Below are 16,495 nucleotides of genomic sequence, written 5' to 3'. Positions count from 1 at the left end.
CTTTTTTTATGGTCAGCGCGACCTCATTCCTTTCCCTGAGATTGCCGGGCGTAAACCACCAGACGCAGATGGCGATCTTCATCGATGATCAGCGACGTATGCTCGAAGGCTTCAGCCTTGCCGTCGATCATCAGTTGCCGCACGCCGCTGCACGGGGCGTGTACCTCATGCTGTCGCCACCACGTTTTGAAGTCTGGCGATACCTGTTCCAATTCGTCCACCAGTTCATGAATATCAGCCTCCTGCGTTGCGCGTGCGAAATCGCGGCGAAAGCTCGATAGCATCTGTGGAGCCTGTTGCTTCCAGCCGATGAATCGCTCATGCAGCAACGGATCGGTGAACAGCAACCAGAGCAGATTACGTCTTTCTGGAGGATGCGCGTCAAAGCCGAAAAGCTGGTTTGCTGGTTCATTGAAGGCCAGCACGTCCCAGCGCAGGTTGAGTATATAGGCAGGATGCGGAGCCAGATCGTGCATCAGACGCCTTACCAGCGGCGGCACCACGCACCACGTCTTACCCGGTTCGGCAGGTGGTCGCTCATGCGCCAGCAGGAACAGGTGGCGACGTTCAGCGGCATCGAGTTTGAGCACCCGTGCCAGACTGTCCAGAAATGCGGCCGATACACCGATATCACGTCCCTGTTCGAGCCAGGTGTACCACGTCAAACCCACGCCAGCCAACGCAGCCACTTCCTCACGTCGCAATCCCGGCGTGCGCCGTCTTCCTCCGCTGGGCAAGCCCACGTCGGCGGGGGACACCCGTTCACGCCGCGCGCGCAAAAAGGCGGCCAGATCGTGGCGAGTTCTTTCCAATGTTCGCATCGTTTTACCACATTGCTTTTAGTAATAGCATAAGTGGTTAAATTGTAATTGTTTAAAAAGGATTTGAGAATGGCGGCGTCATCACTTTCGATACGCAACTTCTCGATATGCAAGGATACATAAGATGAACTCAAATTATCGCGCGTCGGCACTGCCTACGCCGGCTGTCAATAGTCCGCCGTGGCTCGGTCTGTCTGTGCTGTTGATGGCCGGTTTTGTCACGATCTTCGATCTGTTCGTGGTCAATGTCGCTATTCCCAGCATGCAGGCCGATCTGGGCGCTAGCTTCGCACAGATCGGCTTTATCGTGGCGGGTTACGAACTGGCCTTCGGCGTATTGCTGATTACGGGCGGTCGACTGGGGGATGTATTTGGCCGACGTCGCCTGTTTGTGATGGGTATGGCTGGATTTACGTTCGCCTCTGCGCTGTGTGGCTTAGCACCCAGCGCGGGGTTTCTGATTGGTGCACGTATCTTGCAGGGACTTGCGGCCGCTTTACTGTTTCCACAGGTTTATGCTTCTATCCGCGTCAATTTCGACGGGGACGATAGCCGCCGTGCCTTCGGTTTGCTGGGCATGACGCTGGGGTTAGCCGCCATCGCGGGTCAGGTACTGGGGGGATGGCTGGTGCATGCCAATCTGTTTGGGCTGGGCTGGCGCAGTATCTTTCTTATCAATGTACCCATTGGCCTGCTGGCTATCGCATCTGCACGATTTATTCCTGAGTCCCGCACACCGCAGCGCCCTTCACTGGACTGGGCGGGTGTGGCGTTGGTCAGCATTGGGCTGACGCTGCTATTGGTGCCGCTGATCGAAGGCCCAGGGCAAGGCTGGCCAGCATGGAGCCTGTGGATGTTGGCCACAGCCGCTCTCTTGTTGACGGTTTTTCATCGCCAGCAGGAACGTCGACAGCTGGCGGGGTATCTTCCGCTGGTGGATATGCGCCTGCTTGCACAGCGCCGCTTCCTACTGGGCGTGTTGCTGGTGTTGTTGGTGTATTCTACATCCAGCTCATTTTTCCTGTGTTTTGCTCTACTGGTGCAAACAGGGCTGGGGCTTGATCCTTTCCTCGCGGGCAGTATTTTCGCGCCGTGCAGCGTGGGCTTCGTTCTGGCATCGCTGGCTGCACCACGTCTGGTTGCCCGTTGGGGAACGCCTGCCATCGTCGCGGGGGCGTTGGTTTACGCTGTCTCGATCGGCCTGTTGATTATGCAGGTACAGATAGCAGGGTCGGATCTGGTGGCCGTTCGGCTGATCCCTGTGTTGGTGGTGGTCGGGGCAGGTCAAGGCTTCATCATGACGCCACTGTTGAATCTGGTGCTGGGCTTTGTCGATGAGGTTCAGGCTGGTATGGCATCGGGCGTGATCTCGACGGTTCAGCAGGTTGGGGCGGCGCTGGGTGTGGCCGTGGTGGGTATCCTGTTTGGTGCTGCGCTGGCTACAGGTGATGGTGCGGTGGCACAAGCGGGCCAATATGTTGCGGCCTTTGTGGCAGGAATGCTCTACAACCTGATCGCGGCTCTGCTGGTCTGCATCCTATTGCTGATGCTGGTAAGAACGCAGCGGTCATTCCGTTGATAGGACGGCGCGTGCACAAATTTTCGATGGACGGTGCAAAATCCTTACTACAGCAGTGATAGCGTCACTGTTTTCGGGAGAAGGCAGGCGTATTTCTGGTTTTTACTGGGAGTCGTATTTTGACCACCCGCACCAGAAATAGACGAAGAAGGTTGAAAGAAATGGAATATGTCACTCATACTGCCTACATGACGTCGTTCAACGCCAGCTTTAACAAGGAAATCAATCATGGCTGAAGAAACCATCTTTAGTAAAATTATCCGCCGGGAAATTCCTGCCGATATCGTGTATCAGGATGAACTGGTCACCGCCTTTCGTGACATCGCGCCTCGCACACCAACCCATATCCTGATTATCCCGAACGTACTGATCCCTACTGTTAACGACACGGCCCCCGAGCATGAAGCAGCGCTGGGGCGTATGGTGACGGTCGCGGGTAAAATTGCGCAGCAGGAAGGGATTGCAGAAGATGGCTATCGCCTGATCATTAACTGCAACCGACACGGCGGGCAGGAGGTTTATCACATCCACATGCATCTGCTGGGTGGCCGCGCATTAGGGCCTTTGCTGGCGAACTAGATCCTATAGAACTAGATCTTACAGAACTAGATCTTATAGAACTAAGTTCGATAGTCATGGGTAGACTGTCGTGCGAGAAAATCATTATGCGAGAACATCATGCGTAACCCGATGCTTTTTCTGTCCGCGTGTTTGATGGCTGGGCTGCTGGCGGGTTGTAGTGCGCCAAAAGTGCTGACCATCAATGAGCGGCAAACGCTGGTATTGGATGCACCTGTGTTATCGGCCGGGATTACCGCGGAGAATCCGTCGCTGGGTTCAGAAAATGGCCGACTGCGTGCGTCTTCCGTCGTCAGCAACGACGCCTCACAGGCGGTGACCGTGCATTACCGTTTCTATTGGTATGACGAAAACGGGCTGGATGTGCTGCCTTTTGAAGAGGTGCAGTCCATTGAAATCCCGCCACAGACGGAAATGACGGTTTTTTCAACGCGCAGCAGTCCTAATGCGCGTCAGGTCCGTCTTCATCTGTTTTTGTAATGCTGTGCAGAGAGAGAAAATATGAAAAAGTATCTAGGGGTGATACTGGCGGCATTGGTCCTGACAGGCTGCCCCAGTCGTCCGCCGGAACCGACCGAACCACCTGCGACGATTGAGCCCGTTGAGCCTCAAGTGCCGACCACGCCAACGCCGCCGCCGGGGGAATCCGTACCACAACCGCCAAAAATCCAGACGTTGAACTGGGAAGCCAGCATTAATCCGCTGGTGGCGCAAATGCTGAAAGCCGATGGCGTCACGCCGGGCAGCATCCTGCTGGTGGATAGTGTGAAAAATAACACCAATGGCTCACTGCCGATCGCGAAAGCGACGGGCGCGTTGTACAGCGCGTTATCTTCCGGTAAGGCGTTTACGCTGGTGCCGCGTGAGCAACTGGCTGCCGCAAAACAAACGTTGGGCCTGTCGGTTGACGACAGCTTAGGATCGCGCAGCAAGGCGATTGGTCTGGCGCGCTATGTCAGCGCGCAGTATGTGCTGTACAGCGATGTCAGTGGTGATGTGAAATCGCCGCAGCTCGACATGCAACTGATGCTGGTGCAGACCGGTGAAATTGTGTGGTCAGGCAATGGCGCCGTTCAGCATTAAGCAGGCAGGCATCCACCAGCAGCTGATTGCGACGATCCTGAAATATTTCCCGGCCGTGGAGATGGCGGATATTCGCTTTGAGCTGGTTGGTGGCTTGAGTAGTAAAAGCTGGCGTATCCGTGGCCCGGGTATCGAATGGCTTGCGCGTCGGCAATCGCCAACCGAGCGGAAAATGGGCGTCGATCGCCAGCGCGAGTTCGCTCTGCTGCGGCAGATGTCGGCGATAGGTCTCGCGCCACGGCCGCTGTTGTGGCGTGATGGCTGGCTCATTGTCGAATGGGTGCCGGGGCGCATTGCCACCTCTGATGAGTTCCTGATGATGCTGGCTAATGGCGAAGTGGCGCGAATGTTGTCTCAGCTTCATCGCCAGCCGCGTAGCGGCCATCCTCTCGATCTCAAAACGCTATTTGCTCAACACTGGCAGTTGATGGATCCGCGCCGCCGTTCGCCCGCGTTGTTGCGTGCCCATCATTATTTTCAGCGTGCGGCGCTACCCACGCCTTTGGCGCTGGCTCCTCTCCATCTTGATGTGCATGCTGAAAACCTGCTGATTACTCCACAAGGAACGATGCTGATTGACTGGGAATATGCCTCAGATGGCGATATTGCCTTTGAACTGGCGTTTATTGTGCGAGCCAGCCAGATGGAAAACCTGGCGCAAACGCATTTTCTACAGAGCTACCAGCGACATCAGCGAGGGTTTTCCGTGAGCCGCCTCCAGCAACAGATGATGCAGTGGTTCCCCTGGGTCGATTATCTGGTATTGATGTGGTTTGAGGTTCGCTGGCAGCAAACGAAGAACCCCGAATTTTTAGCGGACATTCCCGCGCTATATCATCGGTTACAGTTGGGCTACAGGCTATAGCCAGGCTGACGGTGTGGCTTTTGTGGTAAAGATCATTTCATTAAGCAGTACACTCTAAAGAATGAGGTTTTTGTGGGTCCGGTAATGTTAGACGTTGCCAGCTATGAGCTGGATGCAGAAGATCGTGAAGTGTTGGAACATCCGCTGGTTGGCGGCGTGATTCTGTTTACCCGTAATTTTCATGACGCGGCGCAGTTGCGTGAATTGGTGCGTCAAATCCGCGCGGCGTCGCGCGAGCGCCTTGTGGTGTCCGTGGATCAAGAAGGTGGGCGCGTTCAGCGTTTTCGTGACGGATTTACTCGTCTGCCTGCCGCGCAGGCGTTTGCGGCATTAAATAGCGAATCAGAAGCCCTGCGTTTGGCGGAAGAAGGCGGTTGGCTGATGGCGGCAGAAATGATCGCGATGGATATCGATATTAGCTTTGCGCCGGTGCTGGATATCGGCCACCAGAGCGCGGCGATTGGTGAGCGTTCATTTCATGCCACTCCAGAGACAGCGTTGGCGGTGGCGCAGCGCTTTATCCGCGGCATGCACAGCGCAGGTATGAAGGTCACGGGTAAGCACTTCCCCGGTCACGGTGCGGTCAGCGCCGACTCACATAAAGAAACGCCGCGCGATCCGCGTTCGCTTGCGGAGATTCGTGCGCACGACATGCTGATTTTTAAAGAACTGATCCAGCGTCAGCAGTTGGATGCGATCATGCCTGCCCACGTGATTTATACGGAGGCCGATCCGCGTCCTGCTAGTGGTTCGTCCTATTGGCTCAAAACGGTGCTGCGTGAAGAGTTAGGTTTTGATGGCATCATTTTCTCTGACGATCTCTCGATGGAAGGTGCCGCCGTGATGGGCAGCTATCCCGAGCGGGCTCAGGCGGCGTTGCAGGCAGGATGTGACATGATTCTGGTCTGTAACCATCGTGAAGGGGCGGTCAGCGTGCTGGATAACCTGTCCCCGGTCAAAGCGGAACAACTGACGCGCTTATATCATCAGGGTTCGTTTTCTCGTCGGGAACTGCTGGATTCGCCACGCTGGAAGCAGGCTAATCAGGCGCTCACATTACTCAGCGAGCGCTGGCAGGCGCATATACACTAAATAATTCGAGTTGCGTGAAGGCGGCAACTGCGCGAATCCCTAGGAGCTTACTTAGGTAAGTGACTGGGGTGAGTAAGGGAAGCCAACGCACAAGCAGCTTGAAGTATGACGGGTATAAAAATGGCGAGAAATAGGCAACCCAGTCTGCGGTGAGGATGAAAGATGATTATCTATTTACACGGTTTTGACTCGACCAGCCCCGGCAACCATGAAAAGGTCCTGCAGCTTCAGTTTATTGATGAAGATGTTCGGCTGATTAGCTACAGCACGTTGCATCCGCGCCATGATATGCAACATCTGCTCAAGCAGGTGGATAAGACGATTCAGCAGTCTGATGACGATCGTCCGCTGATCTGTGGCGTGGGGTTGGGGGGATTCTGGGCCGAACGCGTTGGTTTCCTGTGTGATATACGGCAAGTCATCGTTAATCCTAACCTTTTCCCGCAGGAAAACATGAGCGGGAAAATCGATCGCCCAGAAGAGTATCTGGATATCGCCACGAAGTGCGTGGCGAACTTTCGTGAAAAGAACCGCGATCGCTGTATGGTGATGCTCTCTCGTCAGGATGAAATGCTCGACAGCCAGCGTAGCGCACAGACGTTGGGAACGTATTATGAGATCGTCTGGGACGATATTCAGACGCATAAATTCAAAAGCATCTCCCCCCATTTGCAGCGAATAAAAGCCTTCAAAACGCTCGGTTAACCCTGCGTTAGCGATGACTTGTCAACGGCTGCTGTCATTCCTTCTGGTATCCTTTTTTGAGGGAGATCAGGAGGAATGACGCAATTTATTTACTTTCCTTAGTTCATCCAGCGGCGCAGACGCGCACGATTCAGCATTTTCTCTTCGCGCAGATTTCCGCTAATTCACTGAAATAAAGATGGAATTTTCTCGCTAAAAACCTGCTCGACAAAATAAATTGATATATATCAATTTTGGTATGACCAAATAACCTAGCGTGCTATTCTTGCAGCAGATATCAGGCTTAACTTACGCGAACCCTATGTTATATAAGGATATTATTTTTTACTCTTTATTAACGATTGGTTCACATTTTAGGGGGTCATTTTGACATCACCAACCAAAAAAATTGTCATTGTCGGCGGGGGAGCTGGCGGACTTGAACTCGCAACGAGTTTGGGCCACAAGTTAGGACGCAAGAAAAAAGCGGAGATCACGCTGGTGGATCGCAACCACAGCCACCTGTGGAAACCGCTGCTGCATGAAGTGGCAACTGGTTCACTGGACGACGATATGGATGCGCTGAGCTATCTGGCGCACGCCCGCAATCACTATTTCCAGTTCCAACTTGGCATGTTGACGGATATCGATCGTGAACAGCAGCAGATTCAACTGGCTGAAGTGTGTGACGAGCAAGGCGATGTGCTGGTCGCGGCACGCCGTATTCCGTATGACATTTTGGTGGTGGCATTAGGCAGCGCCTCAAATGACTTCGGCACGCCGGGCGTGAAAGATCACTGTATTTTCCTGGATAACCCGAAACAAGCCCGTCGTTTCCATAATGAAATGCTGAATTTGTTCCTGAAATTCACGGCAAATCAGGAAGAAAAAGAGCGCGTGAACATCGCGATTGTGGGCGGTGGTGCGACAGGGGTCGAGTTGTCTGCGGAATTGCATAACGCGGTGAAACAGCTGCACAGCTACGGCTTTGACGGGCTGGATAACCAAACGCTGAATGTGACGCTGGTGGAAGCGGGCGAACGTATTCTGCCTGCGCTGCCGCCGCGTATTTCAGCGGCTGCACATCAGGAATTGAACAATATTGGCGTTCGCGTGCTGACGAAAACCATGGTGACCAGCGCAGAACGTGGGGGTCTGAATACCAAGGACGGTGAATTTATCGAAGCCGACCTGATGGTTTGGGCGGCGGGCATCAAAGCACCGGATGCGATGAAAGAGATTGCCGGTCTGGAAACGAACCGGATTAACCAACTGGTGGTTGAGCCGACGTTGCAGACGACGCGCGATCCCAACATTTTCGCCATTGGCGATTGTGCCTCCTGCCCGCAGGAAGGCGGCGGGTTTGTGCCACCGCGCGCGCAGGCGGCTCACCAGATGGCATCACGCTGCCACAGCAATATCATCGCGTTGCTGAACGGGCAAACGCTGAAACCTTATGTCTATAAAGATCACGGTTCGCTGGTTTCGCTGTCTAAATTTAGTACGGTTGGCAGCCTGATGGGGAACCTGATGCGGGGCTCCGTCATGGTAGAAGGGCGGATTGCACGTTTCGTGTATATCTCTCTCTATCGTATGCATCAGGTGGCTCTGCATGGCTATGTTAAAACTGGCCTGATGATGTTGGTCGGTGGGATCAACCGGGTGATTCGCCCGCGTCTGAAACTGCATTAATTCATCGCAGCTGACAACTTTCTGATACGGGCATGAACGCAATGTCATGCCCGTATTCTTTTCTGTCAGCGGCCATCTTATTACTTACTTTGTAGCCCTCTCTTTTCCGTCAATCTACTCACCCCCTGTTTCTGAGCCGTCGCGCGATGGGCTACTTCTCTGATTTGGCAGTATAAAATATCGTCCTATTACCAATTCCAGTTAAGATAATTCCCAAATGACGGTTTTATTTTACGAATCTGACAGTTTTGGTTAATTAGTCTTATTGCGAGAGTGTGAAACATTGTGCAGACTTTCCACTGTTTACAGATGGCGTAGCACGCACGCCGAAAATTCTGAATGCTGATATTCAGAAGGAACCATCGGATTCATCGCGTTAAACGCGAGCTGACGTAAAACAATGTTTCGTCAGGATTGCAGGTGGGGAATGCGTGAGAATAGATTCGGGAGGTATCCTGTGAACAAATCAATGTTAGCGGGTGTAGGTATTGGTGTGGCTGCTGCATTGGGTGTGGCGGCGGTGGCGAGTATGGATGTCTTTTCCTCTAAACCTCAGTTTGCACAGGTGCTAACAGCAACACCGATTAAAGAAACGGTCAAAACGCCTCGTCAGGAATGCCGTAATGTGAGCGTGACGCATCGTCGCCCCGTGCAGGATGAAAACCAGATTGCTGGCTCGGTACTGGGTGCCGTAGCGGGTGGTGTTCTGGGGCACCAGATTGGTGGCGGACGTGGTAAAGATATTGCAACGGTAGCGGGCGCGTTGGCCGGTGGTTATGCAGGTAACCGCGTACAAAGCGGCATGCAGGAAAATGATACGTACACGACGCAGCAACAGCGCTGTCAGACCGTGTACGATAAATCACAAAAAGTTCTGGGTTATGATGTCACCTATAAAATCGGCGACCAGCAGGGTAAAATCCGCATGGATCGCGATCCTGGTACACAAATTCCAGTAGACCGAAACGGGCAATTAATCCTGAACCAACAGAGTTAACTGACCCCAACGTCTACGGTTTTGCGCTGACACCATCTCTAAAAACCGCGAGACACCTGAAGAAGGTGCTCGCGGTTTTTTCATTGTACGATCTTCCTGCTCTCAGCCAGTTTCATGCTCAACGATAACAATACGGCGACAGCTGCAAATCCAGCGGCCAGCCAAAGCGTCGTAATCAGGCCAGAGCTATCGACTATCTGACCGCCTACCCATGACCCAAGCGCGATGCCAATATTGAAGACGCCAACATACAGCGCGGAGGCCATCTCCACGGTGCGCGACGCGGCCTTAATCATCCAGGTCATCAAACCGACAGACACGCCGCCGTAGGCTAATCCCCAGACGAGCAGCACTATACCGCCGCCGAAATGTGAGCCACCGACGGTCAGGAACAGGATCGGGGTCAACAACAGCCCCAACGCGATTGCCATCAAGGTTAACGCCGTGCGCCGCGCTGCGATGATGCCCGCCAGAAAATTGCCGATGATACCTGCCAGACCATAGGCGAACAGCAATGCGCCGATCCACCGCGCATCGAACCCTGACACCGATAGCAGCAGTGGTCGCACAAAGGTAAAGGCCATGAAGTGTCCGGCTACCAGCAACAGCGTCAGGATTAGCCCGACTTGCAGTTTACGGTTGAGCAACTGCTCGCCGAACTGGCGTAAGGTGACGGAATGGGCGACGGGCAAGGCAGGAATAACCGCGAGGTGAAGCACTAGCACCAGCCCGCTAAAGATGGCCATGCAGCCGAAGGCCCAGCGCCATCCGGCGAGATCGCCGATCAGTGCGCCGAACGGCACACCCAGCACCGATGCCGCTGCGACACCGCCAAAGATGATAGATGTCGCCAGGCCGATGGCATGCTCGGGAACGAGTCGGGCCGCCAGACCACCGGCAATCGCCCAAATGCCGCCCATGCAGAAGCCGACCAGCACGCGTGCCGCCAGCATCCAACCGATGTCCGGTGCCAGTGCCGAGGCAATGTTGGCGATAACCAGCAGCGTCAGCAGTCCGCATAGGATCCTGCGTCTATCCATACCGCCGGATGCGATGACCACGAATGGGGCGAATAACGCGGCTAACAGTGCAGGCAGCGAAATCATCAGGCCAGCGGTTCCGGTAGAAGTCTGTAGCGTATCGGCAATCGGGGTTAGCAAGCCGACCGGAAGCATTTCTGTCGTGACGACAGAGAAGGTCGCAAGACCAACGGCGGCGACAGCCAGCCAGAGATGCTGTGAAGCTGCACCTATAGGGATAGAGGAAGACGTGTTCATGGTTCAGTCCTTAATAGGGGGAACAAGCGGTTTAATCGTCAAGCGGTATGGGGAAGAGAGGAGGCATGCGCCCGCAGGCGCTGGTATCCCCACAGCGCGACCAGCAGCACCAGTACGCCAGCGCACAGCGCCACGGTGAATCCGGCTCGAGCGCCGCCGCTATCGACAACGTGGCCTGATACCGCAGCACCCAGCGCCACGCCGACATTCAACCCTGCCAGCAGCCAGGTCATGCCTTCAGTCAGGCGATGTTCGGGCACCAGACGTTCGACCAGCGACATTGCCACGATCATGGTGGGGGCGAAGAACAGCCCGGCGATCAGCACGGCCGCAGCCAGTGCCGGAATGCTGCCAACCAGCAGTAGAGGCAACGTGGTTGCTGCCGTTGCCAAGCCGCCCAGCAACAGCAACTGGTGCAATGCGGTTCGCAGCTTGAGAGCGCCGAACACCAGCCCGGCCAGACAGGAACCTACCGCATAAGCCGACAGTACCAGACTGGCCGCAGCAGGCTGACCATGCTGTTCGGCGAAGGCGACGCTGACGATATCCACGGTGCCCACGATGACGCCCATCGCGACCATCAACAGCGCCAGCAAACGCACGTTCGTCTGTTTGATCACCGACCCTGAACGATCCGTGCTGACATCCTGCGCTTCTACTGGCGGTTCGGTGCCGCGCTGTGTCACCAGAGCAAACACGCCAATAATCAGCAAGAGCGCCGCTGCCAGCGGGCCAGCCTGAGGAAACATCGCGACGGACAGCCCGACAGCCAGCGGTGGCCCGGCGATAAAAGTGACTTCATCGAGCACCGTCTCCAGCGAGTAAGCCGTCTGCAAGCGAGGCTGGCCGCGATAGATTGCTGTCCAGCGTGCTCTTACCATTGCTGACATGCTGGGCATGAACCCCGCCAGCAAGGCACTGATGAATAAGCTCCAGTCAGGTGCTTGCCACCAGGTGCTGACGAGCAGAAGCAGCATGCCGAGCACGCTGACGGTGGTTGCAATCGGTAGCACGCGGCCTTGGCCGTGGCGATCGACCAGACGGGAGGTCTGCGGCGATAGCAGCGCGTAGGTCAGCACAAAGGTGGCGGATACGGCACCCGCCAGCGCATAGCTGCCGCGCAGTTGCGACAGCATCGTGATCATGCCAATGCCCGTCATTGGCAGTGGAATGCGCGCCAGCAGGCCAGCCAGTGCAAAACCCTTGGTGCCGGGTGCGGTGAAAAGTTCTCGATAAGGATTGACCATCTCATTCTCCAAAGTGAATCCACTTGCCACCGCGCTGTGGCACAGCGACAATACATACAGAGCGTATGAATAAAAGCATATATTCATACGGAGTGAATGTAAATAATCATACGATGTGTATGTAAGGATGTGTCGATGGTTCGTCGTACCCGTGCTGAAATGGAAGAAACCCGCGCTACGCTGCTGGCGACCGCCCGTAAGGTCTTTAGCGAACGTGGTTATGCTGACACCTCAATGGACGATCTCACGGCGCAGGCGAGCCTGACCCGTGGGGCGCTTTATCACCACTTCGGGGACAAAAAGGGATTATTGGCAGCCGTGGTGGAACAGATCGATGCCGAGATGGATGAACGACTGCAAGCTATCTCCGATACCGCTGAAGATGCCTGGGAAGGCTTCCGGCGTCGCTGCTGCGCCTATCTGGAAATGGCGCGGGAGCCGGAGATTCAGCGTATTGTGCTGCGCGATGCTCGGGCAGTTTTGGGCGGCGCGTCGCCGGATTCGCAACGCCATTGCGTCGAGTCGATGCAGCGGCTGATCGACAACCTTATCCGACAGGGCGTGGTAGCTGATGCCGATCCGCAGGCGCTGGCATCGTTAATCTACGGCAGTCTGGCCGAAGCGGCGTTCTGGATTGCGGAGGGAGAGGAGGGTAATGCGCGGCTGACACAAGGCGTTGCCGCGCTGGAATTGCTGCTGCGTGGGCTACTAGTCAAGCCACGGTAGCGATCAACAGAATAGCCTGACGAGACGCGTGGTTGGCGTCCCGTCTTTGGCTTAACGGCGGAAGATAATCTCTGCCCAGCGCGCCAGTCCGGCGGTAACGGAGCCAAAATCGTTGCCGCTGGCGATAGGAATATCAGGAAGCAATTGCTGAATGGCCTGACGCAGCAGGGGAGAGCGGGCGCTACCGCCGGTCAGGTAGATCACCTCCGGCCGAGTCTGACTGGTTTCTAGCGCCAACGTCACCTGCTGCTGAATACGCATGAGCGGATTCTCGATGGCGGCGTTGAGTTCATCAGCATGAATGCGCGTTGCCAGACCTGATTCGATAAAGTGCAAATCGGCCGCTGTTTCCGACTGGTTGGACAGCGCAATCTTGCTCTCTTCCGCCAGTTGAATCAGACGGTAGCTCAGGCGCTGTTGCCAGACGGTCAGCAGTCTTTTTACCAACTCGGGCTGGCGGGCATCACGGATCATCTCGTTGATTAACGCGCGGCTGGCGGTGCTATGAAACTCTTTTTGCGCTGGGATATCGTTAATTGCGACCGCATTCCACCAGGTCATGATCGGCAGAGCGATGCCTTTTTCCGTCTCGCTATTCATGCCAAGCAGCGGCATCAGCTGTTTGAACGCCAGCATGATGTCCAGATCGTTACCGCCAACGCGGCAGCCGCTGTGTCCTAACAGGCTTTGCGAACGTTCTTGCTGTTTGTGCCATTCTGGGCCCATCAGCAGCATGGAGCAGTCGGTGGTTCCGCCGCCGATATCCACAACCAGCACTCGCGTTTCTTTCGTCAGCGTGGATTCGAAATCCAGCCCAGCGGCCACAGGTTCAAACTGGAAGACGACGTCTTCAAATCCGGCACGATGGGCTGCACGATCTAAAATTCCTTGCGCCTGCTGGTTGGCTTCTTCGCCGCCGATACTCTGAAAGTTAATCGGACGACCGATGACGGCCTGACGAATAGGCTGGTCAAGCTGGCTTTCTGCCTGTGTGCGGATATGCAGCATCATGGAGCAGACCAAATCTTCAAACAGCGCAATCTGCTGGGTTTTCAGCCCGACGGCACCGAGGAAGGATTTTGGCGATTTAACGAACCACGTCTCTTCCGGATCATCCATATAGTGGCGTAACGCATCGCGTCCGAATTTCACGCTATCAGGCTGCACACGAATATCTTCCTCGCGGTTGTAGCTGATGGCGCGCTTCAGCAGCAGCGCGTTCTCACCCTCAGCATTGACCTGATGGTGTCGCCATAACCACTCGCTAACCGCTTCACGCACGGGCGCGCACAGCAGGGAAGAAAGATAAGGCGAGCCATTTTCCAGCGACAGGAGCCGTGGGGTACCTGCATCCATAATCGCCACTGAACAGTTGGCTGTACCGTAGTCAAAACCGATAAACATAGTGAGGCCCATGCCATAAAAAATTTCCGGGAAAAATTTTTAACGTCGCACCCGCGACGGCCCGGAAGGGAGGCCGCCAAGAATGGCGGGCCATAAAAAGGGTGGCGACTTTACTGCGTTACGGCAGTGCTTGTAAAGGCGGATGTATTGGTCAGCGGTAGGGCACGTTCATATGGCATGAATTGCTACCATCCTGGCGTATATAGCAAGTTTTCTGCCCTTACTTTACCCTAGAATGACAACCTGTTTATCCACCGAAGATTCCATCACCTGATGGTCTAAGAAGCGAAGATGACACGTAGCGAGATATTTTTCCTCAATGCAAGCTGGAAGATCCTGTTTAAGGATCTGGGTGTGCAGCCTGTTAATGTAATGCGCAGAGCTGGTCTGCCGGATGATTTACTGTCGAGAGGCGCGGTGGGGCTATCTACGGCAGAATATTTTCGCTTTTGGCAGGGGCTTGAAGATGAAGTCGGATCGCCTTTATTTCCTCTGGATATCGTGAAAAAAGTTTCCGCTGACTTTTTTGATCCTCCTCTCTTTGCGGCTTTATGCAGTACCAGCCTGATGCAGGCGGCTCAGAGGTTGGCAAAGTATAAGCAGTTGATGGCACCGATGAGTTTGGATATCCGTGTGGATCAGGAAGGTGATATGACGCTCGTACCTTCCTGGCTATATGCACAGAGCGAGGTGCCGTTCTCATTGCAGATTGCCGAACTCGCCTTTTTTATTCGTTTAGCAGAGCTGGGTACACGTGAATCAGTAAAAGCACGCAGTGTCGTTCTTCCTGTGCTCCCTGCGCAGCCGTATTCCCGCCATTACACTCATTTTTTTGGGTGTGACATTTTGCATGGTCCACAGCCGTTAATCACGTTTTCATCGACCGACAGTTTGCGCCCTTTCCTGACGGCCAGTGACGGAATGTGGAAAATTTTCGAGCCTGAACTTCGCCGCCGCCTGAGTGAACTTGATGAAAAGGCAAGTATCGCTGAGCGTGTCCGTGCGCTGCTATTGGAATTGCTGCCCAGCAATACTGCGGGGGTGGATGTCGTCGCTAGTCGACTGGCGATGAGCAGGCGAACTCTCCAGCGCCGCCTTGAAGAAGAAGGCGAAAGCTTTCGCTCGCTGCTGAACAGCACGCGTGAAAAACTGGCGCGACATTATCTGGAAAGCACATCAATGCCCGCAGGTGAAATCGCTTTTCTCCTCGGATTCGACGATCCGAATTCCTTTTACCGAGCGTTTCATGAGTGGACAGGCCAGACGCCGGACAGTATCCGCAATACGACGCGGTTACACTGATTGGCATCCTTACGTCACAACATCGCCACACCTGCATATCGGGGGCTTACTGCTGGCGCATAAGGCGAGTGACATGGCGCAATACGCTATCCCAGCGGCCGACCTTATCGCCTAAAGTGCATGACAAGGACGGTGATGAACGCATGGCGTGCGCCACCGCATTATGTCAGCAATAAGGGCCCGATATATGAAATCAAAAGTTATTCTGGTGACTGGCGCCTCCTCGGGGATTGGCGAAGCGACCGCTCTGCGTTTAAAGGCCTCTGGTCATACTGTTTATGCTGCTGCACGCCGGATAGAGAGGATGCAGAAACTGGCAGAGGCGGATATCCGGGTACTGCCGTTAGATGTGACAGACAGTGTCTCGGTACAGACGGTGGTGGATACCATCATTGCTGAATGTGGACGCATCGACGTTGTGGTGAACAATGCCGGCTATGGCTCCTACGGTGCCGTGGAAGAGGTATCTCCAGAAGAAGGCCGCGCCCAGTTTGATGTGAACGTCTTTGGTGCAGTTCGGCTAACGCAGCTGGTTCTGCCTCATATGCGGGCACAACGCTCTGGCACGGTGATAAATATCACCTCGATGGGCGGGAAAATTTATACCCCGCTCGGTGCCTGGTATCACGGAACCAAGTTTGCCTTGGAAGCGATCAGTGACTGCCTGCGTCTGGAAGTGGAGCCTTTCGGCATTGATGTCGTCGTCATTGAACCCGGCGGTATTAAAACCGAGTGGGCAGATATTGCCGCCGCGAAACTGCTTGATGTATCAGGGCACGGCGCTTATGCAAAACAGGCAGAGGCGATGGCTGATTCAATGGTCGGTGAAAGCAGTCGGAAACGCCAGTCTTCCCCGCAGATGATCGCTGACACTATCGCTCAGGCGGTGAGTGCCCGTCGGCCCAAAACACGCTATGCCGTCGGTTTTGGTGCAAAACCGATGATATGCCTACGTCGTCTACTGTCAGACCGCCTCTTTGACCGCTTCATGCGTATGGCGACCGGCATTTCCCGCCACAGTCAATGAGATCAAAGGAAATGAGGTGAGTTCTGACGTGGCCTGGCCTGCAACAGGGTAGCCGTTGCTACAGCACGGGGGCGGCAGGTATATAACGGGAACCCTAAGGTTCCCGTTCAGTGTGGTGAA

General features: G+C 54.9%; 16 protein-coding genes. 12 read left to right on the top strand and 4 right to left on the bottom strand.

Annotation, left to right across the window (positions count from 1 at the left end; all coding sequences use genetic code 11):
* Positions 1-23 precede the first annotated feature (23 nt).
* A complete protein-coding gene (locus BUB06_RS03845) occupies positions 24-821 on the bottom strand; it encodes a helix-turn-helix transcriptional regulator (RefSeq protein WP_039471550.1) in 798 nt (265 codons plus the stop codon).
* Positions 822-945: 124 nt separating this feature from the next.
* Between BUB06_RS03845 and BUB06_RS03840 the strand changes: the two genes are divergently transcribed.
* The 9 genes from BUB06_RS03840 to BUB06_RS03795 all read left to right on the top strand — a co-directional run bounded on the left by BUB06_RS03840 (position 946) and on the right by BUB06_RS03795 (position 9,392).
* Positions 946-2,400 carry an MFS transporter gene (locus BUB06_RS03840; RefSeq protein WP_039471552.1) on the top strand — a complete coding sequence of 485 codons (1,455 nt, stop codon included), beginning with the start codon at positions 946-948 and terminating at the stop codon, positions 2,398-2,400.
* Between the two features lie 228 nt (positions 2,401-2,628).
* Positions 2,629-2,979: a purine nucleoside phosphoramidase gene (hinT, locus tag BUB06_RS03835; protein ID WP_010276226.1), complete on the top strand. Its 351-nt coding sequence runs from the start codon at positions 2,629-2,631 to the stop codon at positions 2,977-2,979.
* Positions 2,980-3,078: 99 nt separating this feature from the next.
* Positions 3,079-3,459, top strand: coding sequence for a YcfL family putative periplasmic lipoprotein (locus BUB06_RS03830; RefSeq protein ID WP_039471554.1), 381 nt, complete (start codon positions 3,079-3,081; stop codon positions 3,457-3,459).
* A 21-nt stretch (positions 3,460-3,480) separates the two neighbouring features.
* Positions 3,481-4,062 carry a penicillin-binding protein activator LpoB gene (lpoB, locus tag BUB06_RS03825; RefSeq protein WP_010297262.1) on the top strand — a complete coding sequence of 194 codons (582 nt, stop codon included), beginning with the start codon at positions 3,481-3,483 and terminating at the stop codon, positions 4,060-4,062.
* A complete protein-coding gene (gene thiK / locus BUB06_RS03820; protein WP_039471556.1) occupies positions 4,043-4,927 on the top strand; it encodes a thiamine kinase in 885 nt (294 codons plus the stop codon). The genes lpoB and thiK overlap by 20 nt, the downstream gene beginning before the upstream one ends.
* Before the next feature lie 72 nt (positions 4,928-4,999).
* On the top strand, positions 5,000-6,019 hold the full coding sequence (gene nagZ, locus BUB06_RS03815) for a beta-N-acetylhexosaminidase (RefSeq protein ID WP_072012987.1): 1,020 nt from the start codon (positions 5,000-5,002) through the stop codon (positions 6,017-6,019).
* A gap of 162 nt (positions 6,020-6,181) precedes the next feature.
* Complete coding sequence (gene ycfP, locus BUB06_RS03805) at positions 6,182-6,724, top strand: alpha/beta hydrolase YcfP (protein WP_010297273.1); 543 nt, start codon at positions 6,182-6,184, stop codon at positions 6,722-6,724.
* A 366-nt stretch (positions 6,725-7,090) separates the two neighbouring features.
* Positions 7,091-8,395, top strand: coding sequence for an NAD(P)/FAD-dependent oxidoreductase (locus tag BUB06_RS03800; protein ID WP_039471560.1), 1,305 nt, complete (start codon positions 7,091-7,093; stop codon positions 8,393-8,395).
* Positions 8,396-8,852: 457 nt separating this feature from the next.
* Positions 8,853-9,392 (top strand): glycine zipper 2TM domain-containing protein, encoded by a 540-nt coding sequence (locus BUB06_RS03795; protein WP_010297275.1) that lies wholly within the window; start codon positions 8,853-8,855, stop codon positions 9,390-9,392.
* Between the two features lie 80 nt (positions 9,393-9,472).
* On the opposite strand, the gene BUB06_RS03790 is transcribed toward BUB06_RS03795, so the two are convergent.
* Positions 9,473-10,669 (bottom strand): MFS transporter, encoded by a 1,197-nt coding sequence (locus BUB06_RS03790; RefSeq protein ID WP_039471562.1) that lies wholly within the window; start codon positions 10,667-10,669, stop codon positions 9,473-9,475.
* A gap of 38 nt (positions 10,670-10,707) precedes the next feature.
* Positions 10,708-11,916, bottom strand: a complete 1,209-nt coding sequence (locus tag BUB06_RS03785; protein ID WP_039471564.1) for an MFS transporter — start codon at positions 11,914-11,916, stop codon at positions 10,708-10,710.
* A gap of 135 nt (positions 11,917-12,051) precedes the next feature.
* Here BUB06_RS03785 and BUB06_RS03780 point away from each other — a divergent pair, with 135 nt between their 5' ends.
* Entirely contained in the window at positions 12,052-12,642 is a 591-nt protein-coding gene (locus BUB06_RS03780) for a TetR/AcrR family transcriptional regulator (protein ID WP_039471566.1), read from the top strand.
* Between the two features lie 51 nt (positions 12,643-12,693).
* Here the strand turns inward: BUB06_RS03780 and yegD are convergent, their stop codons facing one another.
* A complete protein-coding gene (gene yegD, locus BUB06_RS03775) occupies positions 12,694-14,046 on the bottom strand; it encodes a molecular chaperone (protein WP_039471568.1) in 1,353 nt (450 codons plus the stop codon).
* Positions 14,047-14,337: 291 nt separating this feature from the next.
* Between yegD and BUB06_RS03770 the strand changes: the two genes are divergently transcribed.
* Positions 14,338-15,348 (top strand): AraC family transcriptional regulator, encoded by a 1,011-nt coding sequence (locus tag BUB06_RS03770; protein WP_039471569.1) that lies wholly within the window; start codon positions 14,338-14,340, stop codon positions 15,346-15,348.
* A gap of 187 nt (positions 15,349-15,535) precedes the next feature.
* Positions 15,536-16,375, top strand: coding sequence for an oxidoreductase (locus BUB06_RS03765; protein WP_039471572.1), 840 nt, complete (start codon positions 15,536-15,538; stop codon positions 16,373-16,375).
* Positions 16,376-16,495: the final 120 nt, after the last annotated feature.

The sequence above is a fragment of the Pectobacterium carotovorum genome, from assembly GCF_900129615.1.
Classification (GTDB): Bacteria; Pseudomonadota; Gammaproteobacteria; order Enterobacterales; family Enterobacteriaceae; genus Pectobacterium; species Pectobacterium carotovorum.
Note: the sequence above shows the minus strand (reverse complement) of the source record. Positions and strands in the feature narration are given on the sequence as shown.